Genomic DNA, 25,339 nt, shown 5'->3' with positions numbered 1-25,339 from the left:
CGGATACCGGTCAGAACCGGACGCGGGTCACACACGAGGCCAGGCCGCCGGGGCCGTGGTCGTGGTGGAACCGGTGCCGGACCAGGACTCCAGCAGCCGGTCCCGGGAGCTTCGGGCGCGCGCCCGGACGGTCCGCAGGTCGTGCCCTGCTATCCGTCCGCGCTGTTTGACGACCTGGCCCGCGATCAGCACGGTGTCGACGTTCTCATTGTCTGCCAGGGTGATCGCCGCGGACAGGTTATTGACCGGCGACAGGTTCGGTCGGTCGGTGTCGAGCAGGATCATGTCGGCCTGCTTGCCGGGGGTCAGCGATCCGATCCTGCTGTCCAGCCCGAGGGTTCGGGCGCCTTCGATCGTGGCCATCCGGACCACGTCCCGGGTGGTGATCGTCAGCTCCGGCAGCGCCTCGTCACGGGAGAGCGCGGCATGGTGCTGCCAGCCGCGCTCGGCTTCGAGGGTGCCGCGCATCTCGGCGAACAGACTGCCCCCCACCCCGGAGACGACGTCGATGCTCAGGCTCGTCGCCACCCCGGCCGCGCGCAGCCGCCCGGTCGCCGGATAGCCGTGCCCCATCTGCATCTCCACCCGCGGCGAGATCGAGGCATGTCCGCCGGTGCCGGCGATCAGCCGCAGTTCGGCGTCGGTGCAGGTGTTGCAGTGGACGAAGATCAGGTCGGGACCGAGCAGGCCGCGTCGGTGCAGTTCGGTGATCGACCGCTGTCGGCCGAGCAGGCCGACGCCCACATGCAGCGAGGTGCGGATGCCGAGTTTGCGGGCCAGTTCCAGATCGGCCAGCGTGTCCTCGACCGGCCCGAACTCCGGACCCATGCTGGCCAGCGCGAACGTGACCAGCCCGGCCTCGGAGGAGAAGTAGCGCTCACCCACCCTGGTGACATCGCGTGCGTACCAGTCGGCGGGGGGCCCTCCGGGGTTGCCGTAGCCGAACACCGCCCGGATGCCGGACTCCCGCAGCCCGCGCACTGCCTCGTCGGCGTGGTCCGGGCTGCGCATGATGTGCGCCCAGTCCATGACGGTGGTGACGCCGGCGTCGATGGCCTCGATCGCACCGAGCAGTTCGGCCACGTACACGTCCTCGGGGGAGAATCGCGGGCCGAGTTCCAGCAGCATGTGGTCGATGTACTGGCCGAGGGTCCAGTCCGCCGCGATCTGACGCAGCGCCGCCTGCCACAGATGCCGGTGGGTGTCGATCAGCCCCGGCAACACGATCCGGCCGGTGGCGTCGATGATGCGTGCGTCCGTCACGGGAATGTGCTCGCCGACGGCCACGATCGTGTCGCCCTCCACCAGCACGTCACCGCGGGGGAGTTCGCCGATCTGGGGGTCGACGCTGTAGATGATGCCGCCTTTGATGAGCGTTTTATGTGTCACCGTTGACCTCTGGTTCGTTGCTCGAAGGGCTATGGCGTCATCGCCAGACGCGAGTGTCGGCGGGCACGTCGCCGACGGTGATCACGGTTCCTGCCGTGACGAGGTCGAAGGCTTCCGGGATGATGTCGGCGACGGCCTTCTTGAGCGGGAATCCGCTGCAGTGCATGGGAGCGACCAGCTTCGGCTCGTAGGCGGCGAGCGCCTTTGCTGTGTTCTCGATCCGGTTGGCGCTGATGCCGGGATGTCCGGTGTGGAACCCGCCGAGGACGCCGTAGAGCTTGTCGGTGCCGGTGAGGGCCCGCATGTGCTCGATCGAGCTGACGACGCCGCGGTGCCCGCACGGGTCGATGACGATCAGCCCATGGCCTTCGACGTCGATGCCGAGGACCTGGTGATCGTTGATGTCGTCCGCCTCCACGCGGCCGTCCGCGTGGACGCACAGGCGTCCGGCGGGAGCTTCGAACTCGAAGTCGGCGGTGGTCTCCATCTCGCCCGAGGTGCGCAGGCCCGGCCCGAGCGGGATGGAGCCGCGCGCCTCCATCAGGTGACCGCCCGATTCCCGGATTCCCTCCCGCGTCAGCCCGATATTGATCATCGGCAGGGTGGTGTGCGGCTTGACGATCATCCGCGGGTTGAACGCGTCCGGATGCGCGACGACCGGGGTCGGGTGACCGATCGCCTTGAGGACTCCGTTGATGCCGCCGAAGTGGTCGGGATGGCCGTGGCTGAGTACGACCGCCTCCACCTCGTTCAGCTCCACGCCGAGGTGTCGTGCGTTGTGCAGCACCACCTCGGAGGTCAGCCCGGCGTCGAACAGGATCGTGGTGGAACCGTTCTCGGTGAACGTCTCCACGAGGAAGCACAGCCCGTTCTCGGCGAGCAGTTCGCCATAGCGCGAGTTGAAGTGCTGATCCATGTTGTAGCGGCGTATGCCCGGGGTCGAGGGCAGGAGGATGTCGATGAAGTTCTCGTCGAGAACGGTGATACGGGCGCCGGCGCAGCGTGTCATGGTGTCGCCTTCCTCGGTGTTACGAACGGCCTTCGGGAACGATGACGACGCGGCCGGAAACCCCGTCCGCCACCGCGGCATAGGCTTTCTGGCCCTCGTCGAGGCCGAAACGGTGCGTGACCGGCAGCGGCCGGAAATCGCCACGCTCGAAGTAGGGGGTGAGCCGGGTCAGGCGCTCGGCGGACTCGGTGACGCCGAGCTTGCGGCTGTCCGCACCCAGCATCTGAGCCTCGCGGTGGTAGAAGTCAGGCAGGTTGATCTCCACCGTCGGCGTTCCGACCGCGCTGATCACCACCAGCCTGCCCCGCTGGGCCAGCGAGGCGAGGGCGGAAGCGGTGGTGACCCCGCCGACGGCGTCGTAGACGACCTCGGCTCCCCGGCCGCCGGTGTGCGCCAGCAGGATCTCGGCCACCTCGGCCGAGTCCGGGACGAAGGGAACGAACTCGTCGATGATCTCCGCCGCCGGAGTGCCGTCCGCCGGGGCGACCCGGTCGACGCCGAGCACCCGGGCCCCGCGAGTCCGGGCGATCTGGGCGACGGCGCCACCCACCCCGCCGGAAACGCCGAAGACCACGACGGTCTCGCCCTTGCTCAGGTGCGCCAACTCGACGGCACCGAGCCAGCCGATCACGAAGTTGACCCCGACCGCCGAGGCCTCCTCGAAGCTCAGCGGCGTCGGCTTGCGGGCGAGCGCGGTGACCGGCACGCAGATGTACTCGGCGTGCGAGCCGTCCAGGGTGAAGCCGACGTCGCCGCCGGTGCCCCAGACCTCCACGCCGCGCCAGTGAGGCGGACCGTCGACGACGACGCCGGCGAAGTCACGACCGGGCACGCGGGGCAACTCCGTGCCCTCCATGATGCCGGCCACGTTCTTCACGTCGGACGGGTTGACGGAGGCGGCCCGGACGGCGACCACGGCGGTGCCCTCGGTGGCGATGGGATCGGGCAGTTCGGCGGTCCGCAGGACGTCGGGACCGCCGAACCGGTCGAAACGTAGAGCGCGCACGCGGGTGTCCTTTCGAGACTTTTGATCAGCGAGGTGTGCTTCCGGCGCGGTGTCGTCACCGTCGAGCCGGGGCCAGGGTGAAGGTCCACTCGACGGTCTGGAAGGGCTCGGTCATCACGGTGCCGTCCGGCGCGCTCTCGCCGGCCTCGTGCTGGACGAAGTCGGCGACCAGCGAGCGCTTGGCGCCGAACACCGCGTCCCGCTCCAGGTATGGGTCGTCGCGCCGGAACAGCATGGTGACCAGCGATTCGTAGCCTTGCGCGTGGAACCAGAAGTGGATGTGCTCAGGCCGCATCGGGGAGCGGCCGGCGGCGCGGAGGATCTCGCCGCAGGGTCCATCGGTCGGCACCGGGTAGTACCGCGGCACGATCGAGCGGTACCAGAACCGGCCGTTGTCGTCCGTGGACAGCAGAGCCCGCATCGCCGGTTCACCGTCCAGCTTGTCCGCCTGCTGCACGTCGTAGAAGCCGTCACCGTCGCTGTGCCAGGTGTCCACGTCCACACCGGCCACCGGCCGCCCCTCGGCGTCCACGACCGTGCCGCTGAAGAACAACGGCATGCCTGCGACACCACCGGAGATGTCGGCGCCGTTCTCGGCGCGTGGCCGACCGTCCACATAGAACGGTCCGAGCAGGGTGGAGTCGGTGGCGGAGCCGTTGCCGTGGTTGATCTGGTCGACCAGCACGCTCAGCCCCAGGATGTCCGACAACAGCACGAACTCCTGTCGGGTGGGACTCGAGATGTGACCGACACGCTCCAGGAAGTCCACCGCGGTGAACCATTCCTCACTGGTGAGGCGGACTTCGCGGGCGAAGTCGTGCAGATGTTGGACAAGCCTCTCGAAGACCTCGGACATGCGCTCGTTCGTGCACCCCTCGAAGGTCTGCTGCACTGCGGCTGTGATCGTTTCCTCGGTCAGATCGATCGACATCGCTCATCTCCCTCGTCGGCGGCGGGTCTCGCGGTCCGCACTGGGAAGCATGCGCGTGGTCAAGCCATCTCGTCTAACGAAACCTCTAGATAATCTTCATCTCCATGCGAGATAGTTAGGTATGGAACTGCGACAGCTGGAGTACTTTGTCGCCGTCGCCGAGGAATGCAGCTTCTCTCGCGGCGCTGAGCGGGCCCATGTCGTTCAGTCGGCGGTGTCCACTGCAGTCGCCAAGCTCGAACGTGAGCTCGACATTCAGCTCTTCGACCGCGCCAGGTACCGCGTCACGCTGACACCGGCAGGTGCCGCATTCCTCGCTGAGGCCCGCAGCACCCTCGCCGCGGCCCGACGCGCGAAGAACTCCGTGGGCCAGTACCGGGAGCAGCTCTGCGGCAGAGTCGACCTCGGGACGCTGATGTCGTCCGGGCCGCTTGACCTGCCGGCCGCACTGGGAAGCTTCCACGCTCAATATCCCCTGGTGTCGATACGGCTGCACCAGAGCGTCGCAGGCACCGCCGGGCACCTCGCCGCCGTCGCGGACGGCTCACTCGACCTGGCCCTGGTCGCAGCCACCAAGGCGCCGGCACAGGTCACTCTTCGGCCGATCGCCCGCGAATCCCTGGTCCTGCTCTGCCGACCTGACCACCGGCTCGGTGCCCGCAGCGAGATACACATGGCCGACCTTGCCGAGGAAACGGTCGTGCGGTTCGCCGCGGGCTGGGGCATTCGCCGCCAAACCGACGAGGCCTTCGCCGTCGCAGGCATCGCCCCAGAGGCCCCCTACGAGATGGCCGACTACGACACCGCCGCCGGTCTCGTCCGCAACCGGCTCGGCATCACCCTGATGCCCGCCACGCCGGCCGGCCGCTACCCGGACCTCCGCGCCATTCCGGTCACACCCGCCATCACGTGGACGCTGGCACTCGCCACCACATCGCAACTCCCCGTGCCCGCGGCGGCGGTGGCGATGGCTGACACTCTCCTCAAGGCGTGCCGATCTCCCCTGCCGCCCATGGACTCGGCCTCCCAGGGACTGGACACGTAGGGCATGCCGATCAGGCGGCCGCACCCCTTGTCGCGGCTTCGGCTGCGACGCGGGTGCGACCGCGTTGAGAGATCACTCACCTGGGAACCCCGAGGGCGAGATCCGCCTGCTTGCCTTGGGCCGAAATCCCTTTGGGGGATCTCGCCCCGCACCCGAAACTCAAGTCGTGCTCGGATTTGTCAGGACCGACGACGAAGCCCTCGTCTCGTGCTTGGGCGACCCGCAGCGCACTGCGGCCTACCGAGAGCTGCTGCGACGTGGGAAGAACGTACTGAGCGCCATCCGTGCCGGCCTCCGCGACGGGAATTCGGCCGTCCGCGAGGGCTGCTGTCGCCTCCTCGACCACCTTGTCGACACCGAGTCCATGGGCGAACTCGTCGCCATGGCCGACGACCCTGACGTCCGGGTCAGGATCGCCGCATTCCACGCTCTGGCGTGCGACCGGTGCAAGGGCGATAGCTGTGCACCGGGCCCGGACCGGGTTCTCGAACCCGCATTGCACCACTTGGCTTCAGATCCGGAGTGGAACGCCAACATGGCCACCGCCGCCGTGGGTAAGAGACCGGACGCCGCTACCGCGTCACCGTGCTCTCCGGCACCGTGGCCCATACAGCCGGAGGCCAGGCCCTCGGCAGCAGCGACCGCGGCCTCGTCACGACCGCCGGAGCGAACGGCACCTGGGAGATCGCGCTCGAGGAACTCGACGCGTCCCGCCCGCCGTACGTGTCCTCGGGGACCTTCGGCGAGATCGTGGCGTCCGCGCGGAGCTCGTTCGCGGACTTCGTCGAGGCGGTGGCGCCCTGGCGCTCTTCCGCCACCCCGGCCGCCGAACTCGCCGCCTACGTCCTCTGGTCGGCCACGGTACGTCCGACGGCCCTGGTCACCCGGCCTGCCGTGCTCATGCCCAAGCACTGGATGGACAAGGTGTGGAGCTGGGATCACTGCTTCAACGCGCTCGCCTTGGCTCCCGGACGCCCCGAACTCGCCCTGGACCAGTTCGCCCTGCCCTTCGACCACCAGGAACCCGGCGGCGCCCTGCCCGACTCGGTCACCCACTCGGAGGTCCTGTACAACTTCGTCAAACCGCCCATCCACGGCTGGGCCCGCAGTCACCTGCGCCGCCGTCTGCCGACACCTCCGAGCCGTACCGAACTCGCCCGGACCTATGACCGGCTGGAACGGTGGACGGACTTCTGGCTCATCGCACGGCGGGCCCCCGGCAGCGAACTGGCCCACTACCAGCACGGCAATGACAGCGGCTGGGACAACGCCACCACCTTCGACCCCGAGCGAGTGGTCGTCACCGCCGATCTGGCCGCCTTCCTCGTCCTCCAGATGCGGGAACTCGCCACTTTGGCGGTGGAATTGGGAAGGGCTGATGAAACCCTCCGGTGGACGCGGGCAGCGGATGCGGCCCAGTCGGCGCTGCTCGACCAGCTCTGGACGCAAGACAGGTTCGTCGCCCGGGGCGTCGACAGCGGGGACACCTGGAGCAGCGCCAGCCTCCTCGACCTGATGCCCATGGTGCTGGGCGAGCACCTGCCCGGACACGTCGGCAGCGCACTGGCGGACCGCATCAAGGCCCACCTGACGCCGTACGGCCTGGCCACCGAGCTCACCACCTCGCCGCACTATCTCGCCGACGGCTACTGGCGCGGCCCCATCTGGGCCCCCGCCACCGTCCTCATCGAGGACGGCCTGCGCAGGGCCGGCCACCTCCGACTGGCGGACGACATCAGCGCCCGCTTCCGCGTCCTGTGCGAGACCCACGGCTTTGCCGAGAACTTCGACGCCCTCACCGGAACCGGTCTGCGCGACCGCGCCTACACCTGGACGGCCAGCAGCTACCTCCTCCTCGCCGAAGCACACACCCGCCGAGGCAGCGACTGACCGACCGCCCCCGGTCACCGTCGGGGCGTGCTCGGTCGGCCTTCCGCAGCAGGAGCTTGCCCGTCGAGGTGCGCCCGCCCATCAGCCGGTGGGCCTCGGCCGCGTCCGACAGCGCGAACTCCGCGGTGATGGGCAGAGCATGCGCCGTCGGCAGCACGGTGGGCAGGGCGGCCGCGGTCCGCAGGTCCAGGCCCTCGGGGAGCGGGAAGACGGTGGCACTCCCGGCGACCACGACCTCCGCGTCAGCGCCGCTGTCGACGAGTGCGACGACCTCCTGCCCAGGACGCAGTCCCTCGACGCCGTTGCCGACGGCCCGGATCCGTCCGGAGACCTCCAGACCGGGGCGGAAGGGCAGCGACTGCACCCGGTAGCCCGCGCCGCGTGCCTTGAGGTCCGCGAAGTTCACACCGACCGTTGCAGGGCTTGCCGCACTCTCCCTGTGCCGGCCCGCTACTTGGAGCGCGCCGAGGCGGGTGCGGAGTCCGCCGTCGGCGACTGATCCCTTGCTGTGACGCCCCGGGCGGGACCGCCGTGTGGGCGCAGGCCACCGACCAGGCCGAGTATCAGCACGGCGATGCCCAGCCATACCGACGGTTTCGGCGCGCCGCTGCCCGAGACGGCGCCGACGACCGCCGCGGAGAGTGGTGCGATGCCGGTGAGCAGCCCGGCTCGTCCGGCCCCGACGGCGCGGACCGTCGAGTACCACAACACGAAGGCGACCGCCGTCACCATCAGCGCCAGATAACCGACGGCAGCCCACTGGGAGCCGGACAACTCCCGGACCGCCGAAGGACCTTCCGAGGTTGCGCCGAGGACGGCCAGCAGCACACCGGCCAGCCACATCGCGTGCACGGACACCCCCCACGGCGAGTGCCGCCGCAGCACCGGCACCGCGAGCAGTGTGAACGCGGCCTCGCACCCCAGGGCCACCACCGCCCAGCCCACCCCCACGGCATCGGTGCGCCCCGTCCCCTCCACCAGCACCGCGCCCGCCATGACGACCGGCGCCGCCAACAGGACCTGCCGGCTCGGCCTGCGCCGCTCCAGCGCCGGGCCCACCACCCCGAGCACCACCGGTACGCACGCGACCGCGACGGCGACCACCGCGGGCTCCGCATGGCCGACGCCCCGGACCACGGCCACGTTGAACAGCGCCAGACCGGTGACCGCGATCCCGGCCAGCCACAGCCACTCCCGTCCACGGGGCCACAGCAGACGGGCACCGGTGAGCCGGGCCATGAGCAAAAGGATCACGGTGGCGGCCGCGTACCGGACCGCCTGAGTGGTGAACAGCGGGGCGTCGACGAGCGTGCGCGAGACGGTGACGCTGCTGCCGACCAGCGTCATCCCGACCATGCCGGGGACGAGTCGGGAGAACGAAGCGGAAGGTATGTCCATACCGCCCACGCTGACAATGGTCGCCATGGACAGGTCCACAAACCCATCGGCACAGGGGTCCAAAAGTCCACGCCCGGCGGCGGCAGCGGACGCGTCGGTGGACAACACGGCGGCCTCGGGCGCGGTCGTCGGCTCGGACTTCCTCCAGCTGGACATAGGCGAGGCACCGCCGAGCGGGCGTACCGCCTGGCTCGCCGACCGGCTGCGGTCAGCCATCGCCGACGGCCGGCTGCCCATCGGTGCACGACTGCCCGCCAGTCGCGTACTCGCCGAGGAGCTGCGCGTCACCCGGGGCGTGGTCACCGAGGCTTATCGGCGCCTCGCCGAGTCCGGCCAGATCGCCGGGCGCGGCCGGCTGGGCACGGTGGTCGTGGCGGCTCCCACCGCGCCCCGCGACCACGCCCGCGACGCGGCCGGACCGGCTGGGGCCGGGGCCGGGGCCGGACCCGCGCTCTTCGGCTCGGGCGACCGCGACGGCCTCATCGACGCTCTGCGCGCCCTGCCCTGCCGCATCGACCTGTCCCCGGGCGTCCCCGACCTCGCCGCCTTCCCGCGCACCGGCTGGCTGCGCGCCGAACGCGCCGTCCTCGCGGGCGTCGGCCCGGCCGACTTCGGCTATGGCGACCCCCGGGGTGCTCCCGCACTTCGCCGGGCCGTGGTCGGCTGGCTGGCGCGCAACCGCGGCATCCGGGCCGACCCGGAGGACGTGGTGGTCGTCGCGGGTGTGGCGCAGGCTCTCGGCCTGCTCGGGCAGATCCTGCGGGCGGACGGGATCCACCGCATCGCCGTCGAAGATCCCGGTTCGCTCGGGGCGCGCCAGCAGCTGGAGTACGTCGGCCACGCGGTCGTGCCCGTTCCCGTGGACGCGGGCGGCCTCGACGTGGGAGCGCTGCGTGCCAGTGGTGCCCGGGCGGTGTTGCTGACCCCGGCACACCAGTTCCCCACCGGTGTCGTCCTCGACGGGGAACGCCGTCGCGAGCTGCTGAGCTGGGCGGCCGAGGGCGGCGTGGTCATCGAGGACGACTACGACGCCGAGCACCGCTACGACCGGCCGCCGGTGCCTGCGCTGCGCTCGCTGCTGCCGGACGGCGTCTGCTACGCGGGCAGCGTCTCCAAACTGCTCGCGCCCGCGCTCCGAGTGGGCTGGCTCCTCGTACCGCCGGACCGACGCGACGCCCTGGTGACGGCCAAGCGGTACGCCGACCTCGGAAACGGCGTCCTCACCCAACTCGTCCTCGCTCGCCTGATGGACTCGGGCGAGCTGGAACGGCACCTGCGCCATGTCCGGCAGCGCCACCGCAGGCGCCGGGACGTGATGCTGCGAGCGATCGACAGGCATCTGCCCGGCGCCCGCGTCCACGGGGCGGCAGCCGGCCTGCACCTGATGGTCACCTTCAGCGACCCGCGGGGCGGCGCCCGCGACAGCGGCTTCCGCGACACCGACCTCGCCGCGGCCGCTCTCTCACGAGGCGTCAAGGTGCACCCACTGTCCTGGCACCGCATCACGCCCGGCCCTCCGGGCCTGGTCCTCGGCTACGCGGCGGGGCCGGCCCACGAGATCGACGAGGGCATCGCCGTCATCGGAGCCGCCCTGCGCCACCTTCTTCCCTGAGCCCGGCGCCGTAGAGGACGACCTCGGTGAGCCGGACCGTCTCCGGCACTGCTCGCCACGCGGCTCGCGCTCTCCATGCGCTGGGCTTGCGTCCGTCGCCTGCGCATGGGCCTGCTTCCCGGCCGTCCGAGATCCGCGGGCTGGACCGACGCCGACCGCGGCGGGCGCTGGATGGGGCGGCGACCAGAGCCCGGCTGCCTGCGGCAGCGCTCAGCCGCCGATGAGGGCGAAACCGCTGGGGACCTGCTGGACGTGGAGGAAGGGAATCGTCGCTCGAGCCGCCGTGCGGCGGGTTCGACGGGTCCGAGGAAACCGCGGTGTCCATCACCGCGGAGATCATCGCCCACACCCACGGCGGCACGGGACTGCCCCTGCACCGGGGCACGGGCCCGATCCACCGGCCGCTCCCGGGGGAGCGGCCGGCCGGGGCCGGCTGAGCTGCGAAGAGCCGGCTGAGCCGCGAAGCCCTGCGTGCGCGACCCGGTCGAGGCCCCGCTCGGCGGCAAGGCCGTCGGGGCGGTCGTGCGGTCACGCGAGGGCGGAGGAAGGTGACAGGTTCTGTTCCGCGGCGCAGGAGGCGAGGATGCGCAGCCGTTCTGGATGGGGGAGCCGGGGGCCGGCGGCCCAGACGGTGAGGTGCTGGTCGGGGTCGCTGTTGGCGGTGTAGGTGTCCCAGTCCAGGACCAGCTCGCCCACGACCGGGTGGTTGAGCGTCTTGGTGCCGACGGTGCGGGCGGCGACGTTGTGGTCGCCCCGCGTGCCGCGCCGCCGGTCCGCGGAATGGTCTTGCCCAAGAGCTGGAAGAGGTAGCCGCGCTCGTCGTCATCCAGGTGGAGTAGGCGGGCGAGGGTGTTCAGCACGGGTGCGGACGGCTGCATGCGTCCCTGTTCGAGCCGGGTGCAGTAGTCGGTGCTGATGTTGGCGAGCTGGGCGACTTCTTCGCGGCGCGGCCCGGCGACCCGGCGGGGACCGCCGGTCTCCGGTAGCCCGGCTGTGCGCGGGCTCAGCTTCGACCGACGTTTCTTGAGGAATTCTCCCAGCTCATCGAGGGGGACGTTGCTGGTCACGTTTCCCGGCATGGCACCGATCGCACCTGGTCGAGGGGGAGAATTTCCTCCCAGGATGTTCAGCTCCGTGATGCATCCTCCGCTTTTCGCGCATGCCGTCGCGTGTGAGGCTCGAACACAAGCGGCCGTACCCGATGCGGCTGCGGCTCCAGCCCCTCGCACGTAAGGAAGCACCACCATGCGCGGCGCAGTGATCCATGCCCCCGGCGACGTCCGTTTCGAGCAGCTGGACGATCCGAAGATCAGCCATCCGACCGACGCGATCATCCGTACCGTCGTCACCTGTGTGTGCGGCTCGGACCTGTGGGCCTACCGCGGCCTGGATCCCGTCGCCCAGCCGCAACCGATGGGCCACGAATACGTCGGCATCGTCGAGGAGGTCGGCAGCGACGTCACCTCCCTGAAGCCGGGACAGTTCGTCATCGGTTCCTTCGCCACCTCCGACAACACGTGTCCGAACTGCCGCAACGGCTATCAGTCCAACTGCGTGCACCGGGAGTTCATGAGCACCTGCCAGGCCGAGTACGTCCGCATCCCGCAGGCCCAGGGCACCCTCGTCGCCACCGCCGAGCACCCCGCCGAGGAGCTCCTGCCCAGCCTGCTGACGCTGTCCGACGTCATGGGCACCGGCTGGTACGCCGCCAAGGCCGCCGAGGTGCGGCCCGGCTCCACCGCCGTGGTCGTCGGTGACGGTGCGGTCGGCCTGTGCGGTGTGATCGCCGCCGAGGAACTCGGCGCCGAGCGGATCATCGTCATGAGCCGGCACGAGAGCCGTCAGCAGCTCGCCCTGGAGTTCGGGGCCACCGACATCGTCACCGAGCGCGGCGAGGAAGGCATCGCCCGCGTCAAGGAGCTCACGGACGGCGTCGGCGCCGACAGCGTGCTGGAGTGCGTGGGCACCGAGCAGTCGATGCAGCAGGCGCTGCGCTCCACCCGGCCCGGCGGCAACGTCGGCTTCGTCGGCGTGCCGCACGGCGTGGCGATCGACGGTCAGGAGCTGTTCTTCTCCCACGTCGGCCTGCGCGGCGGCCCGGCTCCCGTGCGCGGTTACCTGCCCGACCTGATCGACCGCGTCCTCACGGGCCGCATCGACCCCGGCAAGGTCTTCGACCTCACCCTGCCCCTGGAGCAGGTAGCCGAGGGCTACAAGGCGATGGACGAACGCCGCGCCATCAAGACCCTGCTCAAGCCCTGACCGCGAACGCCTCCTGCCGGGGCCGGGCACCAGCACCACAGTGCCCAGCCCCGCAGCTGCGGCCCCAGTACAATGACTCACCGTGACCACTTTCGCCCTCATCGGAGCCGGCCCCGGCCTGGGACTGACCACTGCCCGCCGCTTCGGAGCCGCAGGCCACACCGTCGCCCTCATCTCGCGCAGCAGCGAACACCTGGACGACCTCACGGACGAGTTGGCCCGTGACGGAATCCAGGCCTGCGGCTTCGCCGCCGACGTCCTCGACCCCGCCTCGCTCACCACGGCCCTCCACCAGGCCGCCGAGGCCCTGGGGCCCATCGAGATCCTCCAGTACAGCCCCGCGCCCCGCGCGGACTTCATGAAGCCGGTCCTCGACACGAGCGCGGACGACCTCGATGCCCCGTTCGCCTTCTCCGTCAAGGGCCCCGTCACCGCGCTGCACGCCGTCCTGCCCGGCATGCGGGACCTCGGCCGCGGCACGGTGCTGTTCGTCAACGGCGCCAGCGCCGTACGCCCCAACCCCGAGCGGGCCGGCACCTCCATTGTCTTCGCCGGTGAGAGCGCCTACGCCCGGATGCTCCACGACGCGCTCGCCCCCGAGAACATCCATGTCGCGCAGCTCATCGTCCCGGGAGCCATCGGCCCCGACGCCGAACACAGCAGTCCCGAGGCTCTGGCGCGGCGCCTGTACGCCATCCACGACAAGCGCGACGGCTTCCGCCACTACGCCGAACCCCTGCCCGACTGATTCCCCCTGGAGCCGGCACGGCCGACCGACCCCACCTGGAGTGCATCACCATGACAACCGCTGAATTCGTGTCCGCATACCTGGACGGGCTGGAACGCGCAGACCCCGAGGCGGTGTTGGTGTTGTTCGCGCCCGGCGCGATGGTCCACTCACCCCTTACGGGCCCAGGCCGGCCACGGAGTTCTACCCCCAACTCTTCGCCGACACGAGTCTCTCACGCCTCACCCTGCTCGGAGTGACGGAAGGCAGCACCCAGCAGGGCGCCGCGCTGATCTCGTTCTGGTTCCACTTCGACTGGCGCCTGCCGTCGAGCAGCCGCACCCTTCGACGTGGTGGACCTGGCAGAGCTCGATGAGGACGGCCGCATCACCACGCTTGGGATCGTGTACGACACGGTCGAGGTGCGCCCTGTCTTCGAGCGCGAGACGGGCAGCTCGTGGCGGCCGACGGCGGGGCATCACGGCTGAGCAGCCCCAAGAACGCGGCAGCGTCATGCGCCGCCTTCCTTCTCCCAGTACCAGGATCCCACCCGTACTCGTGCCCGTACGGTCGGGCCCGACTACGGGTGGGGCGTGCCTGGAGGATCAGGCGGCGTTGCGCAGCGGTGCGAGAGCGGTGCTCCAGGCGATGACCACTCCACGGCCCGGGCACCGCCGACCCCGCCGTACGACACGAAGCCGACCGCCTTGTTGGCCCACTCGGCGGAGAGGTAGTCGATGGCGTTCTTCAGCACGCCCGAGGTGGAGTGGTTGTACTCGGGCGTCACCATGATGAACCCGTCGAAGGAGGCGATCTTCTCCGCCCACTCCTTCGTGTGCTCGTTCTGGTACTGGCCCATGGCCGGGGGCAGCGGCTCGTCCAGGTGCGGCAGCGGGTAGTCCCGCAGGTCGACAAGCTCGAACTCGGCGTCGCCGCGCTGGGTGGCGGCGTCGTAGACCCACTTGGCGACCTGCTCGCCGTTGCGGTTGGGACGGGTGCTGCCGAGAATGATGCCTATCCTGATCATGGTTTTTCCTTAACCGTGTTGGTTGTGGTATCGCCCTGAAGGGTGTTCAGGGCGCGGGTGTTCGTCACGAACGGCCCGTTGCGGGCCTCACCCTCGGTTGCCGTCAGAAGGCGTGCGGCCCGAATCGGCCCCAGGCCACGAAGACGGCCAGGGCGAACAGGACCGCGTTCACGACGATCGACTGCGTCTCCCCGCGCCGGCCGTGCGTGATCGCCGCGCCCGACATGGTCAGCGCCAGACCGGACGCGGCCAGCGGAACCAGGGACGGAGCCATGTCCACGGCCGCGGGCAGAACCAGTCCCATCGCAGCCAGCACCTCTACGAGGCCGATCGCCTTGATCGCCCCGGGCGAGAAGGCCTCGGCCCAGCCCATGGACGGTGACGCGGTGAGTTTCTCCTTCGGCTGGGCCAGCTTGGCGGCACCGGCACCCAGGAACACCAGGGCGAGCAGGGCCGCGACGACCCAGAGGGCGACGTTCACAGATACCTCTTGAGACGGGGTGGTGCGGACCCGTGGGGAAGGGCGGTTCCGCAGAGATGATTGATGCGTCATCTAACCTAGGGGAAGGCAGGTGACATATCAACTTGTGTGCGAGTGGGTGGCTTCACATCATCGGCCCTCGCAGGACGAGGGCGCTCAGACCGCCGGTTCGGCCGAGGTCGGAGCCGCAGCCCTTGCTCGGCTCACGGTTCGTCCGCGCTGTGATTCCGGGAACCGGTTGAGCATCGCCCGCAGCTCCGCGGCGCCGACGTTGGCGCCGAAAGGCTCGGTGCCCGGTTCGAGTCGCATCCCTTCGGCAAGTGGTCCTGCCGTGACGGGGTCGAACCCGAAAGCATCGACGAGGCGCGCGACGGTGGCGAGGTCGTCGGGATCGTCACCGGCGATCGCGATCGCCTTGCGTCCCGGCGTCTCCGCCGGCCGGGCGCCGTCCTCGAGATCGTGGTAGCCCATGTGGTTGAAGGCCTTCACCACGCGCGCTCCGGGCAGGTACGCCTGCACGACCTCACTGGAGGAGGTGAGCGGGTCGGTGAGGTCCTCGCGGATCCCGTCGACCTCCCACCAGTAGTTCATCGCGTCGATGACGAGCTTGCCCCGCAGTGCTTCGGCGGGAATGCTGCGGTACTTGCCGAGTGGGAGTGCCAGGATGACGACGTCTGCCTGAGCGGCGGCCTCCGCGGAGGTGACGGCGACCGCGCCCGGTGTGAGGACCTCTGTGGTGAGGGCGATCTCGGCGGGGTCGCCCGATCCGGCGATGAGCACGCGACAATCGGCTGTGAGGGCCAGCCGTGCGAGCACGGTGCCGACCTTCCCCGCACCCAGGATGCCGACCGTGCCGATGCCTGTGGTGGTCATGTCGTGTCCGTTCAACGGTGTCAGCGCGCGAGGATGTCGCGGACCATCGGGATCACCTTCGTGCCGTACAGCTCGACGGCGCGCAGACGAGCGCTGACCGGCTGCGCCCCCGCGGTGTAGATCAGGTCGAACCGGCCGACGCCGAGTGCCTCGATGGCACGAGCCATCTTGCGGGCGACCGTCTCGGGCGAGCCGATGTAGAGGGAGCCGTGCTCGACCTCGGTGTCGTACTCCTCCTTGCGGACCGGCGGCCAGCCCCGCAGCGCGCCGATGCGGTCCCGGATGACCCTGTAGTGCGGCCAGTGCAACTCCCGGGCCTCCTCGTCCGTGTCGGCGATGAAGCCCGGCGAGTGCATTCCGACCGGATGGGCCGTCGTGCCGAACTTGTCGGTGGCGCGCCGGTAGAGATCGATGTACGGCGCGAAGCGTTGCGGGTTCCCGCCGATGATGGCGATCATCAGCGGGAAGCCGTAGTGCGCGGTGCGGATGACCGACTGGGGCGATCCGCCGACCCCGACCCACGTGGTCAGGTGCCCGGACTCGGTCTTGGGGAAGACGTCGGCGTTCTCGAGCGGGGCCCGCTTGGCGCCGCTCCAGGTGACGGGCTTCTCCTCGAGCAGCTTGGCGAACAGCTCGATCTTCTCCTCGAAGAGCACGTCGTAATCGCTCAGGTCGTATCCGAAGAGGGGGAAGGACTCGGTGAAGGAGCCGCGCCCGAGGATGACCTCGGCCCGGCCGCCGGAGAGCGCGTCCACGGTCGAGAAGCGCTGGAAGACGCGGACCGGATCGTCGGAGCTCAGCACGGTCACGCCGGAGCCGAGATGGATGCGACGGGTACGTGTGGCGATGCCGGCGAGCACCGTCTCCGGAGTCGAGATCGCGTACTCCGGGCGGTGATGCTCGCCGAGGGCGATGACGTCGAGGCCGATCTCGTCCGCGAGAACGGCCTCGTCGACGACCTGCCGGATGGCCCGTGCGTAGGACACCGGGTTCCCGGAGTCGTCCTCCGGCACATCGCCGAACGTGTCCAGACCGAAGACGAGATCAGACATTGGTGGACTCCTGAGTGAAACGGGATGGTTGATGCGTCAATCATCCGGCCGTGTCATTGACGTGTCAACCAAGCCGCTCCGGCGCCGGGGGACTCGGCACAGTGATATATCAACCATTTGGTTACACTCACCCTCGTGGAGGATCCAGTGAACTGGTTGACTGCGGAGGAGCAGCACGCATGGCGGAACTTCGTCCGGCTGCATGAGCGGCTGGGCGGCCGCTTGGCGCGCTTGTTGCAGACGGAATCCAAGCTGTCCGCCGCGGATTTCGCGGTCCTGGTCAATCTGACGGATGTGCCGGAGGGGCGGCAGCGCTACCAGGACCTCGCGCGGGCACTGGAGTGGGAGAAGAGCCGGATGTCCCACCACATCGCGCGCATGGCCGGGCGGGGACTGGTGGTGCGGGAGGAGTGCCTCGAGGACGGGCGGGGTGCCTTCGTGGCGATCACGGAGGCCGGTCGTGCGGCCATCGAGGCGGCGGCCCCGCTGCACGTGAAGGCGGTGCGTTCCCTGTTCCTGGACCATGTCACGCCGGCGGAATTGCGGACGCTGGCGGAGGTTTCCGAGCGCGTGGTCGAGAAGCTGGAAGAGGAAGCCTAGCCTGAGCGGACCGGCTCACTGTGCGTGGTCGTGGTGACCGTCGACGGCTTCAATCGTCAGTGATCGCGCAGTGATCGATCGTCAGCGGTCACGCAAACCCAGGGCTCGCTGGTCATCGCCTCCCCCTTCGTGCGTGAGTTGATGTAACAACGATCGGAGGGAGGTGGTCGGGGTGCAACGTGACGACCGAGCGGGAGGCGCAGGTCGTATGCTCCCGGCGCGGAGCGTGCCGCTGGGCGGGCCGCGCGCGATGACGGTGCGGCGGACGCTGCCGCAGCGGTCCCGGACCCTGATCGGGGCCTGGTGCTTCGCCGATCACTACGGCCCCGACCCGGTCGACCGGACGGGCGGCATGGAGATCCCGCCGCATCCGCACACCGGGCTTCAGACGGTGACCTGGCTGTTCAGCGGCGAGGTCCCCAACACCGCGACAGTCTCGGCACCTGAACGAGTCGGACGATCCCGCGCGGACCATCCTGCTCGGTGGACCGCCGTTCGAGGAGGAGATCGTCATGTGGTGGAACTTCGTCGGACGCAGCCACGAGGGCATCGTCCGGGCCCCGGGAGGACTGGGAGTCCTCCGTCGACCGCTTCGGCACAGTCGAGGGATTTGGGGGACACCGTCTCCCCGCGCCCGCCCTGCCGAACACCACCGTCACACCGCGCCGCACCCCGCCGCGTCGGTGACTTCCCGGTTCGAGGTCGACGACGCGAAGCTGACGCGCCCTGCCTGGAATAGAGGCGGTCCGGCACATGTTTGGGCAGTCAGTTGATGTATCAACCGAGTGAGGCAGGCAAGGGCGATGCAATTCGTCTTCACCAGCACTGGCTGAGCTCTGGCCCCTGTGCGGGACGGTGCCCGCGCCGGACAACTCCTGGAGGAGGACTGATGGGCGACACCTTCAACGACTACCCGGCGACGGGCGGCGTCGCGCCGGACCGCTGGGCGAGCGCCCTGCACCTGTTCGACAGCGGCGCCGGCGTCCCGCACGAGGAGACCACGGCGGAGCGCTGGGACCGGGCCCGGCTGCTGTTCGAGGCGAAGGACTACATCGGGGCCGCGAAACTGCTCGCCGTGGTCGTAGAGGAGGCCCCCGAGCAGACCGCGCCCCGGCTGCTGCTGGCCCGCGCCTACTACCACTCGGCTCAGCTGCGGCGTGCCGAGGAGCAACTGCGGCACATCATCGAACGTGACCCCGTGGAGCACTACGCCCACCTGATGCTGGGCCGCACCCTGCAACGCCAGGGCCGTCACGAGGACGCCGCGCCCTGGCTGCGCATGGCCGCCGCTTTCACCGGAGGGCTCCCGGCCGACGACTGACATGCCGCCGGTGGTGCGACAGCGAGTGGCGGGTACCCGTCACACCGGGGCCCGCCACTCACGTTCCCCCGGGGTGCACCGAGCCCCGGGGTGCACCGAGCCCCGGGCGCACCGAGCCCCGGGGTGCACCGAGCCCCGGGCGCACCGAGCCCCGGGCGAGCTGACGGGTCCGCGAGTCCGCGGCTCCTCTGTGCGTACCAGCCACTAGCCACGGCAGGAAGCGGGGCGATCAGCCCCGTGCGGCTTCACTTGATATGCCACTTCTTGATGTATCAACTATCTGCGGTAGTATGAATTGCATGGACAAGGACCCGAAGGCCACTCACGCGGAGGAGGGCACCCGGGAACCACGCTGGCTCACGAGCGACGAGCGGGACGCCTGGCTGTCCCTCATCGCCATGACGATCAAACTTCCGGCTGCCCTCGAGGCGCAACTGCAGCGTGATGCCGCCATCACGCTCTACGAGTACCTCGTCCTCGCCGGGCTGTCCGAGGCGCCGGACCGTACGCGGCGCATGAGCGATCTGGCCGTCCTCGCCAACGGCTCCCTGTCCCGGCTGTCTCATGTCGTCAAGCGGCTCGAGCGGCGAGGCTGGGTGCGTCGTGAGCCGTGCCCCGAAGATGGGCGCGCCACCAACGCCGTGCTCACCGAGGCCGGTTGGACCAAGACGGTGGCCACCGCCCCCGGGCACGTCGAAGCGGGTGGAGCCTCGTCATCGAAGCGGTCGCTGCGCCACAGCTCCAGCAGTTGATGGGCGCCTGCCTCAGTATTCTGGGCCGGATCGACGGGGGCGCCTCCTGCCCCGAGGCAGCGACGCCCGGAGTGAGGGAGTGAGGGCGAGCTCTTCGCCGGCGTGGGCGTGAACCAGAAGCTATGGGCGTGTCAGGCGACGCTGTCGCCACGGACCGGCGCCGCTGGTACCGCACCGCCATGCGCCGCCATGGCCTGGACGCCCACATCCGGAACCTGCACGGGGACAACACCGAAGCGGCCGGCGAACGTGCCGCCCGCCACCTCCTCGACTCCGGCGACCTGCCCACCGCCGTCGTCGCCTACAACGACCAGTGCGCCATCGGCGTCCTGGCCGCGCTCGCACGCGCCGGCGTCGCCGTCCCCGGCGGGGTGCCCGTGGCCGGCTACGACGACGACCGGCTCTCCCGGTTGAGCTGCTTCGATCCGACCACGGTCAGTCAGGGGGCGGAGGAGCAGGCCCGGCATGCGGTGGCGGCCGCCGTCGAACGCCTCGACCAGGGCCGCACCACGCCCCACGAGGTCGTCCTCACCCCCACCTCGTCGTACGCGGCACCACGGCCGCGCCTCGCTGATCCGGTACGCGGCACCACGGCCCCCCTCGCTGATCCGGTCGAGTAGGGAGGAGTTGCCCTTTACTCGAGTCGGGATGAGTGCCCGCTGCTCGAGCCGGGACTGAGCGCCCGCTGCTCCAGTCGGGCTCAGTCGCCCTCCGCCTGGAGAACGGCACGTGGGCGGTTCGGACTGCGACCGGGTTCCTCCCTGCTGGTAGGCGCAGCCTCCCATTCCAGGTCGGCCGGGCTCACCCGCACACGCGGCGCAGGGCGCCGCAGTGGAAAATTGTCGACCGGTTGTCTATTTTGATGGTGGCCGATGCCGACAGGTGGCCGGCCCCCATCGAGAGGACACATCATGAGCACCACAGGTCGGCAGAAGGTCGTTGTCATCACCGGTGCGTCGCAGGGCATCGGTGCCGCCTTGGTCGACGCCTACCGCAAGCTCGGCTACGCCGTCGTCGCGACCTCCCGCGGCATTGCCTCCTCGGAGGATCCGAACGTCCTCACCGTTCAGGGCGACATCGCCGACCCTGCCACCGGCGAGCGCGTCATCGCGGCCGGGCTCGAGCGCTTCGGCCGGATCGACGCCCTGGTCAACAACGCCGGCATCTTCGTGGCCAAGCCGTTCACCGAGTACACGCAGGAGGACTACGACGCAGTCACCGGCGTCAATCTGAGCGGTTTCTTCCGTATCACCCAGCTCGCGGTCGAGCAGATGGTCCGCCAGGGAGGCGGGCACGTCGTGCAGATCACCACCAGCCTGGTCGACCACGCGAACTCCGCGGTGCCCTCAGTGCTGGCGTCGCTGACCAAGGGCGGCCTGCAGTCCGCGACCAAGGCCCTGGCCATCGAGTACGCCACCCGAGGCGTCCGCAGCAACGCCGTCGCGCTCGGCGTCATCAAGACGCCGATGCACTCCGAGGAGTATCACGACACGCTCGCCGGCCTTCATCCGCTCGGCCGGATGGGCGAGGTGAGCGACGTCGTCGACGCGGTCGTCTACCTGGAGAACGCCCCGTTCGTCACCGGAGAGATCCTCCACGTCGACGGCGGCCAGAGCGCTGGTCACTGACCAGGGCGCCCCGGCCGGATCCCCGCTCGTGCGAACAGTGAAGGCGACGTGCACCTCCGTCCAGGGCGCCTGCGTTGTGGATCCCTGACCGGAGGCGCGTCGCGCAGACGGCGTCTCGGCGGCTGGTCAGCCGGTGGTGGCAGAGGTGTGGAAGTAATGGCCCTTGTCGAGATCGGTGAGGAGGCCGGGCCGGGTCGGTTCCCAGTCCAGCAGTTCGCGGGTCAGGGTGTTCGACGCCGGGGCGTCGGCGCTGAGGAAGGCGCCCAGCCAGGAGAAGTGCTCGGATGCGGCGTCGGGGGCCACGGAGGTCGTCGGCACATCGAGGTGACGGCCGATCACCTCGGCGATGTCACGGATCGCGACGCCCTCTTCGGCGACGCCGTGCAACACCGATCCGGCGGGGGCCTTCTCGACCGCCAGACGGAACAACCGTGCGGCGTCGAGACGGTGGACGGCCGGCCAGCGGTTGGCGCCGTCGCCGATGTAGCCGGAGACTCCCTTGGCGCGGGCAATGGCGACCATGGTCGCCATGAAGCCGTGGTCTCCTTCGCCGTGGCAGGTCGGAGAGAGCCGCACCACGGATGAGCGCACGCCGCGCGAGGCGAGTGCGAGCACCGCTTGCGCGGTGGCCGCTCGGATCGAGATCGGCGAGCCGTCGATCGTGGGCATGTCCCGCTCGGTCGCCACACGCCCAGGCGCGAGTCCGACCACGCCGGAGGCGAGGGCGAAGGGGCGGTTCGTGCCGGCGAGCGCGTCGCCCAAGGCGTCGACGGCGCGGCGATCGGCCTCTGCGGCGCCCTGGAAGTCGCCGGTGAAGGCGATGTCGTGCTTGAAGGCGAGGTGGATCACCCCGTCCGAGGCGGCGGCCGTGTCCCGCAGGACGCCGAGGTCGTCGAGGGTGCCGCGGACGACCTCCGCCCCGGCCGCGGTGAGCGCGTCGGCGGAGACGTCGGAGCGGGCGAGCCCGACGACCTGGTGCCCCGCGTCGATGAGCTCGGGCACGACGGCGGAACCGATCCAGCCGGACGCGCCGGTGACAAAGATACGCATGACAAAGACCCCGAACTGTTGATGTCAGTTACTGTCATCGACCCTAGCATCTGATGTCAGTTGCTGTCATCGCGCTAGGATCGGTGCATGGGTAGATGGGAGCCGAACGCGCGCGGGCGCCTGGCGAAGGCGGCGTTGGAGCTTTACAGCGAGCGCGGGTTCGAGCAGACCACCGTGGCCGAGATCGCCAAAAGGGCCGGGCTCACGGAACGGACCTTCTTCCGGCACTACGCCGACAAGCGCGAGGTGCTGTTCGCCGGCTCCGGTGAACTGGAGGAACTGTTCGTGCAGGCGGTCGCCGGCGCTCCGGAGTCCGCGGCGCCGATCGATGCGCTGGCGGTGGGTCTTGACGCGGTCTCCAGGGTGTTCGCCGACCGGCGCGAGCACGCGCGGAAACGGCAGGCTGTGATCATGGCGAATGCGGAACTCCGGGAGCGTGAACTGATCAAGCTCGCCTCGATGTCGGCCGCGCTCGCCGACACCCTGCGCCGACGGGGCGTCGGAGAGCCGGCAGCGAGCCTGACCGCCGAGGCGGGGGTCGCCGTCTTCAAGGTCGGCTTCGAGCGCTGGATCGCGGCGGCCGAGGAACGCGAGATGTCGCAGCTGATGCGGGAATCGCTGGACGAGCTCAAGGCCGTGGCTGCGGGAGGCTAGGAGGAGGCGTACCCGGCGGCCCCGCCGTGGCACCGCCGCCGACGGCCCCGCCCCGGGCGGGCCCGCGCCGTGTGGCGCTCCAACGCCCCTTCGCCCGACCGCAGTTCACTCCTCACTGTCGGACACTCGGCAGCCGGATCACAAGACAACGGCTTCTCACATCAGTGGACACCCGACGGAATGATCTCGGCGTGCGGCCACTACGATCGGACCTCAAGACAACCATTCGACCGGCCCGTTCGATGTGTGCCGGTCGGGGTCGCCGATGCCAGGGTCCGCTCCCCGGGCTGCGGTGATCTTCCTGCTCAGGAGGACCCTCCCGCATGTTCCGACGCATTGGGAACGCCGTCGTCCGACATCCCGTCTGGACGATCGTGGCATGGTTAATCGCGGCGGTGGCGATCGTCGCCACCGCTCCAAGCCTGCCCTCGAACAGTGACGAGAGCAGTTTCCTGCCCAAGAGTTACGAGTCCATCAAAGCCGCGGATCTCCAGACGAAGGCGTTCCCCAGCGCCTTCACCCCGTCCGCGATCGTGCTGTACCAGCGCACCGACGGCGGCAAGTTGACCGCCGCCGACCAGCAGGACGTCGCCCGGATCACCTCCGAACTGGGCAAGAAGCCCATCGACCAGGTGCAGAAGGTCGTCCCCGGCCAGCCGTCCAAGGACGGCAGGTACGCCCTGACCCTGGTCCAGATGGACAGCAAGAACGCCGGCCAGCCCAAACAGGCGGACGCGGCCAAGGTGTTGCGCGAGGATGCCAAGGACCTCGCCAAGGGCACGCATCTCGACGCCAAGCTGGGCGGCTCCGCCGCGCAGGCCCTCGACCAGCAGGACTCGTCCCAGCGCGGTCAGGCGCTGATCGGCATCGGCACCTTCGTGATCATCCTGGTGGCACTGCTGATCATCTTCCGGGCGCCGATCCTGGCCGTACTGCCCCTGATCCTGATCGGTCTGGTGTCCGCGGCCGCCAACGGGCTGATCGCTTACGCCACCAAGCTGTTCGACCTGCAGGCCAACAGCTCGATCTCGTCCATCCTGATCGTCGTGCTCTTCGGCGTGGGCACGGACTACTTCCTCTTCCTGATGTTCCGCTACCGCGAACGCCTGCGCGCCGGCGACGAGCCCAAGCAGGCCATGGTCAACGCGGTGGACCGGGTCGGCGAGGCCATCGCCTCGGCCGCCGGAGCGGTCATCATCGCCTTCCTCGCACTGGTGCTGTCCACGCTCGGGTTCCTCAAGCAGATGGGCCCGGCGCTCGCCATCGCGGTCGCCGCCACCCTGATCGCGGGCCTGACCCTGATCCCGGCCGTGGTCTCGCTCATCGGGCCGAAGGTCTTCTGGCCCTCCAAGTCCTGGCAACGCGAGCCGGACAACGCCCGTTTCGCCGCCCTCGGCCGCGGCGTGCAGCGCCGCCCGGCCCTGACCGCCGCGGTGTCCGGCCTCGTCCTGGTCGCGCTGTCGCTCGGCACGTTCGGCTACAAGGCCACGTTCGACCTGGCCTCGGGCTCCATGCCCAAGACCAAGGAGTCCATGGTCGTCCAGGACGAGATGCAGAAGGCGTACTCGGCGGGCGCCGCCGCCCCCACCGACGTCTACCTCTCCAGCACCGACGGCAAGCCGCTGGACAAGGCCGCCTTCGACGCGTACGCGAAGAAACTCGGCGCCGTGGACGGCGTCGCCAGCGTCCGTACGACCCAGGTCAACAAGGACGGCACCACCGCGGACTTCACCGTCACGCTCAAGTACGAGGCGTCGACGGACAAGGCGATCGACGCCGTGGGCAGGGTGCGCGACATCGCCCACTCCTCCGCCCCGCAGGGCACCGAGGCCCTCGTCGGTGGCATGTCCTCGATCTACAAGGACATCAATGCCGCGGTCAACCACGACTACCGGACGGTCTTCCCTGTCGCCGCTGTCCTGATCATGGTCATCCTGGGGCTGCTGCTGCGCAGTATGGTCGCCCCCTGGTACCTGATCGCCTCGGTGGGCCTCGGCTTCGGCGCCACCCTCGGCGCCACCGTCTGGATCTTCCAGGAGGGACAGGGACACTCGGGGCTGATGTTCATGCTCCCGGTGATCATGTACCTCTTCGTGGTCGCCATCGGCACCGACTACAACATCCTCATGATCGCCCGGCTCCGCGAGGAGGCCCGGGAAGGCCGCGAGCCACGTGAGGCGGCCGGCATGGCGCTGAGGCACGCCGGGCCGACCGTGGCCGCCGCGGGCTTCATCCTGGCGGCGACCTTCGCCACGATGTTGCTGGCGGGCAACTCGCTGCTCACGGAGATGGGTTTCGCGGTCTCCTTCGGCATCGCGGTCGCCGCCTTCGTCATGGCGATGTTCTTCACACCGAGCCTCACCGCGCTGATCGGCCACGCGGCGTGGTGGCCGGGGCACGGCGACCGCGCGGAGGAAGCGGCGGTCGGCACAGTCGACGGAGCCCTCGGTTCCGAGCCCGTCCCCGGCGAAGACCGGGACACGGTCGCGCACGATCCCTCCGGGCGCCGCGGCCAGTGACAGTGTGACGGCGCAGGTCTGCCGGGCCGCGAGGCCCGGCAGACGCCGACTCGGTTTAGATCGGACGCAACCGACAGAGCGACCGACAGACCGAACTCATGCTCCGCACGTCC

At 69.8% G+C, this 25,339-nt stretch carries 20 protein-coding genes and 8 pseudogenes; 16 read left to right on the top strand and 12 right to left on the bottom strand.

Features of this window, described 5'->3' with window-relative positions:
• Nucleotides 1-27 precede the first annotated feature (27 nt).
• Genes AB0N14_RS09585 through AB0N14_RS09570 form a run of 4 tightly spaced genes read right to left on the bottom strand, consistent with a single transcriptional unit; the run spans nt 28 to nt 4,335 of the window.
• On the bottom strand, nt 28-1,389 hold the full coding sequence (locus AB0N14_RS09585; RefSeq protein WP_366025099.1) for an amidohydrolase family protein: 1,362 nt from the start codon (nt 1,387-1,389) through the stop codon (nt 28-30).
• Nucleotides 1,390-1,426: 37 nt separating this feature from the next.
• The gene (locus tag AB0N14_RS09580; RefSeq protein WP_366025098.1) at nt 1,427-2,398 is read right to left on the bottom strand and encodes an MBL fold metallo-hydrolase; all 972 of its coding nucleotides are present in this window, start codon (nt 2,396-2,398) and stop codon (nt 1,427-1,429) included.
• Nucleotides 2,399-2,417: 19 nt separating this feature from the next.
• A complete protein-coding gene (locus AB0N14_RS09575) occupies nt 2,418-3,404 on the bottom strand; it encodes a zinc-binding alcohol dehydrogenase family protein (protein ID WP_366025097.1) in 987 nt (328 codons plus the stop codon).
• Nucleotides 3,405-3,459: 55 nt separating this feature from the next.
• Nucleotides 3,460-4,335, bottom strand: coding sequence for a dioxygenase (locus AB0N14_RS09570; protein ID WP_366025096.1), 876 nt, complete (start codon nt 4,333-4,335; stop codon nt 3,460-3,462).
• Nucleotides 4,336-4,456: 121 nt separating this feature from the next.
• Here AB0N14_RS09570 and AB0N14_RS09565 point away from each other — a divergent pair, with 121 nt between their 5' ends.
• The 3 genes and pseudogenes from AB0N14_RS09565 to AB0N14_RS09555 form a co-directional block, all read left to right on the top strand.
• Complete coding sequence (locus AB0N14_RS09565) at nt 4,457-5,380, top strand: LysR family transcriptional regulator (protein WP_366025095.1); 924 nt, start codon at nt 4,457-4,459, stop codon at nt 5,378-5,380.
• A 166-nt stretch (nt 5,381-5,546) separates the two neighbouring features.
• Nucleotides 5,547-5,906, top strand: a pseudogene (locus tag AB0N14_RS09560) (HEAT repeat domain-containing protein); the annotation flags it as partial.
• A 32-nt stretch (nt 5,907-5,938) separates the two neighbouring features.
• Nucleotides 5,939-7,270: pseudogene (locus AB0N14_RS09555) on the top strand (trehalase family glycosidase); the annotation flags it as partial.
• 133 nt (nt 7,271-7,403) lie between these two features.
• Here the strand turns inward: AB0N14_RS09555 and AB0N14_RS09550 are convergent.
• Nucleotides 7,404-7,679 (bottom strand): annotated as a pseudogene (locus tag AB0N14_RS09550) (alcohol dehydrogenase catalytic domain-containing protein); the annotation flags it as partial.
• Nucleotides 7,680-7,720: 41 nt separating this feature from the next.
• Nucleotides 7,721-8,668, bottom strand: coding sequence for an EamA family transporter (locus tag AB0N14_RS09545; protein ID WP_366025094.1), 948 nt, complete (start codon nt 8,666-8,668; stop codon nt 7,721-7,723).
• A 16-nt stretch (nt 8,669-8,684) separates the two neighbouring features.
• Between AB0N14_RS09545 and AB0N14_RS09540 the strand changes: the two genes are divergently transcribed.
• A complete protein-coding gene (locus tag AB0N14_RS09540) occupies nt 8,685-10,280 on the top strand; it encodes a PLP-dependent aminotransferase family protein (protein WP_366025152.1) in 1,596 nt (531 codons plus the stop codon).
• Between the two features lie 305 nt (nt 10,281-10,585).
• Nucleotides 10,586-10,717, top strand: a pseudogene (locus AB0N14_RS09535) (xanthine dehydrogenase); the annotation flags it as partial.
• Between the two features lie 91 nt (nt 10,718-10,808).
• Here AB0N14_RS09535 and AB0N14_RS09530 read toward each other — a convergent pair.
• Nucleotides 10,809-11,359, bottom strand: a pseudogene (locus AB0N14_RS09530) (helix-turn-helix domain-containing protein).
• A 166-nt stretch (nt 11,360-11,525) separates the two neighbouring features.
• Here AB0N14_RS09530 and AB0N14_RS09525 point away from each other — a divergent pair.
• From AB0N14_RS09525 to AB0N14_RS09515, 3 genes are all read left to right on the top strand, one after another.
• Entirely contained in the window at nt 11,526-12,542 is a 1,017-nt protein-coding gene (locus AB0N14_RS09525; protein WP_366025093.1) for a zinc-dependent alcohol dehydrogenase family protein, read from the top strand.
• An 82-nt stretch (nt 12,543-12,624) separates the two neighbouring features.
• Entirely contained in the window at nt 12,625-13,290 is a 666-nt protein-coding gene (locus AB0N14_RS09520) for an SDR family NAD(P)-dependent oxidoreductase (protein ID WP_366025092.1), read from the top strand.
• A 332-nt stretch (nt 13,291-13,622) separates the two neighbouring features.
• Entirely contained in the window at nt 13,623-13,757 is a 135-nt protein-coding gene (locus AB0N14_RS09515; protein WP_366025091.1) for a hypothetical protein, read from the top strand.
• A 167-nt stretch (nt 13,758-13,924) separates the two neighbouring features.
• Here the strand turns inward: AB0N14_RS09515 and AB0N14_RS09510 are convergent.
• The 4 genes and pseudogenes from AB0N14_RS09510 to AB0N14_RS09495 form a co-directional block, all read right to left on the bottom strand.
• A pseudogene (locus tag AB0N14_RS09510) lies at nt 13,925-14,296 on the bottom strand (NAD(P)H-dependent oxidoreductase); the annotation flags it as partial.
• 103 nt (nt 14,297-14,399) lie between these two features.
• The gene (locus tag AB0N14_RS09505; protein WP_366025090.1) at nt 14,400-14,777 is read right to left on the bottom strand and encodes a DoxX family protein; all 378 of its coding nucleotides are present in this window, start codon (nt 14,775-14,777) and stop codon (nt 14,400-14,402) included.
• Between the two features lie 156 nt (nt 14,778-14,933).
• On the bottom strand, nt 14,934-15,650 hold the full coding sequence (locus AB0N14_RS09500; protein ID WP_366025089.1) for an NADPH-dependent F420 reductase: 717 nt from the start codon (nt 15,648-15,650) through the stop codon (nt 14,934-14,936).
• A gap of 20 nt (nt 15,651-15,670) precedes the next feature.
• Nucleotides 15,671-16,702, bottom strand: a complete 1,032-nt coding sequence (locus tag AB0N14_RS09495) for an LLM class flavin-dependent oxidoreductase (protein WP_366025088.1) — start codon at nt 16,700-16,702, stop codon at nt 15,671-15,673.
• A gap of 135 nt (nt 16,703-16,837) precedes the next feature.
• Between AB0N14_RS09495 and AB0N14_RS09490 the strand changes: the two genes are divergently transcribed.
• The 6 genes and pseudogenes from AB0N14_RS09490 to AB0N14_RS09465 all read left to right on the top strand — a co-directional run bounded on the left by AB0N14_RS09490 (nt 16,838) and on the right by AB0N14_RS09465 (nt 21,003).
• Nucleotides 16,838-17,302: a helix-turn-helix domain-containing protein gene (locus AB0N14_RS09490; RefSeq protein ID WP_366025087.1), complete on the top strand. Its 465-nt coding sequence runs from the start codon at nt 16,838-16,840 to the stop codon at nt 17,300-17,302.
• 208 nt (nt 17,303-17,510) lie between these two features.
• Nucleotides 17,511-17,989: pseudogene (locus AB0N14_RS09485) on the top strand (pirin-like C-terminal cupin domain-containing protein).
• Between the two features lie 202 nt (nt 17,990-18,191).
• Entirely contained in the window at nt 18,192-18,623 is a 432-nt protein-coding gene (locus AB0N14_RS09480) for a tetratricopeptide repeat protein (RefSeq protein ID WP_366025086.1), read from the top strand.
• A 299-nt stretch (nt 18,624-18,922) separates the two neighbouring features.
• Nucleotides 18,923-19,375: a MarR family transcriptional regulator gene (locus AB0N14_RS09475; RefSeq protein ID WP_366025085.1), complete on the top strand. Its 453-nt coding sequence runs from the start codon at nt 18,923-18,925 to the stop codon at nt 19,373-19,375.
• A 143-nt stretch (nt 19,376-19,518) separates the two neighbouring features.
• Nucleotides 19,519-19,949: pseudogene (locus AB0N14_RS09470) on the top strand (substrate-binding domain-containing protein); the annotation flags it as partial.
• A 337-nt stretch (nt 19,950-20,286) separates the two neighbouring features.
• Nucleotides 20,287-21,003: an SDR family oxidoreductase gene (locus tag AB0N14_RS09465; RefSeq protein ID WP_366025084.1), complete on the top strand. Its 717-nt coding sequence runs from the start codon at nt 20,287-20,289 to the stop codon at nt 21,001-21,003.
• Between the two features lie 126 nt (nt 21,004-21,129).
• Here the strand turns inward: AB0N14_RS09465 and AB0N14_RS09460 are convergent, their stop codons facing one another.
• Nucleotides 21,130-22,053, bottom strand: coding sequence for an SDR family oxidoreductase (locus AB0N14_RS09460; protein ID WP_366025083.1), 924 nt, complete (start codon nt 22,051-22,053; stop codon nt 21,130-21,132).
• Between the two features lie 87 nt (nt 22,054-22,140).
• Here AB0N14_RS09460 and AB0N14_RS09455 point away from each other — a divergent pair, with 87 nt between their 5' ends.
• Together AB0N14_RS09455 and AB0N14_RS09450 are read left to right on the top strand one after the other, a co-directional pair.
• Complete coding sequence (locus AB0N14_RS09455) at nt 22,141-22,707, top strand: TetR family transcriptional regulator (protein ID WP_366025082.1); 567 nt, start codon at nt 22,141-22,143, stop codon at nt 22,705-22,707.
• A 323-nt stretch (nt 22,708-23,030) separates the two neighbouring features.
• Nucleotides 23,031-25,226 (top strand): MMPL family transporter, encoded by a 2,196-nt coding sequence (locus tag AB0N14_RS09450; RefSeq protein WP_366025081.1) that lies wholly within the window; start codon nt 23,031-23,033, stop codon nt 25,224-25,226.
• The last annotated feature ends 113 nt before the right edge of the window (nt 25,227-25,339 follow it).

This window comes from Streptomyces sp. NPDC051104 (assembly GCF_040682835.1).
Taxonomy (GTDB): Bacteria; Actinomycetota; Actinomycetes; order Streptomycetales; family Streptomycetaceae; genus Streptomyces; species Streptomyces cynarae.
This window is presented reverse-complemented; position numbering and strand designations above follow the sequence as displayed.

Excerpts from the sequence above, each read along its gene's own strand:
- AB0N14_RS09580 (WP_366025098.1), bottom strand. The coding sequence starts at position 2,398 with ATGACACGCTGCGCCGGCGCCCGTATCACCGTTCTCGACGAGAACTTC.
- AB0N14_RS09570 (WP_366025096.1), bottom strand. The coding sequence starts at position 4,335 with ATGTCGATCGATCTGACCGAGGAAACGATCACAGCCGCAGTGCAGCAG.
- AB0N14_RS09565 (WP_366025095.1), top strand. The coding sequence starts at position 4,457 with ATGGAACTGCGACAGCTGGAGTACTTTGTCGCCGTCGCCGAGGAATGC.
- AB0N14_RS09545 (WP_366025094.1), bottom strand. The coding sequence starts at position 8,668 with ATGGACATACCTTCCGCTTCGTTCTCCCGACTCGTCCCCGGCATGGTC.
- AB0N14_RS09540 (WP_366025152.1), top strand. The coding sequence starts at position 8,685 with ATGGTCGCCATGGACAGGTCCACAAACCCATCGGCACAGGGGTCCAAA.
- AB0N14_RS09525 (WP_366025093.1), top strand. The coding sequence starts at position 11,526 with ATGCGCGGCGCAGTGATCCATGCCCCCGGCGACGTCCGTTTCGAGCAG.
- AB0N14_RS09500 (WP_366025089.1), bottom strand. The coding sequence starts at position 15,650 with ATGACCACCACAGGCATCGGCACGGTCGGCATCCTGGGTGCGGGGAAG.
- AB0N14_RS09495 (WP_366025088.1), bottom strand. The coding sequence starts at position 16,702 with ATGTCTGATCTCGTCTTCGGTCTGGACACGTTCGGCGATGTGCCGGAG.
- AB0N14_RS09480 (WP_366025086.1), top strand. The coding sequence starts at position 18,192 with ATGGGCGACACCTTCAACGACTACCCGGCGACGGGCGGCGTCGCGCCG.
- AB0N14_RS09475 (WP_366025085.1), top strand. The coding sequence starts at position 18,923 with ATGGACAAGGACCCGAAGGCCACTCACGCGGAGGAGGGCACCCGGGAA.
- AB0N14_RS09465 (WP_366025084.1), top strand. The coding sequence starts at position 20,287 with ATGAGCACCACAGGTCGGCAGAAGGTCGTTGTCATCACCGGTGCGTCG.
- AB0N14_RS09460 (WP_366025083.1), bottom strand. The coding sequence starts at position 22,053 with ATGCGTATCTTTGTCACCGGCGCGTCCGGCTGGATCGGTTCCGCCGTC.
- AB0N14_RS09455 (WP_366025082.1), top strand. The coding sequence starts at position 22,141 with ATGGGTAGATGGGAGCCGAACGCGCGCGGGCGCCTGGCGAAGGCGGCG.
- AB0N14_RS09450 (WP_366025081.1), top strand. The coding sequence starts at position 23,031 with ATGTTCCGACGCATTGGGAACGCCGTCGTCCGACATCCCGTCTGGACG.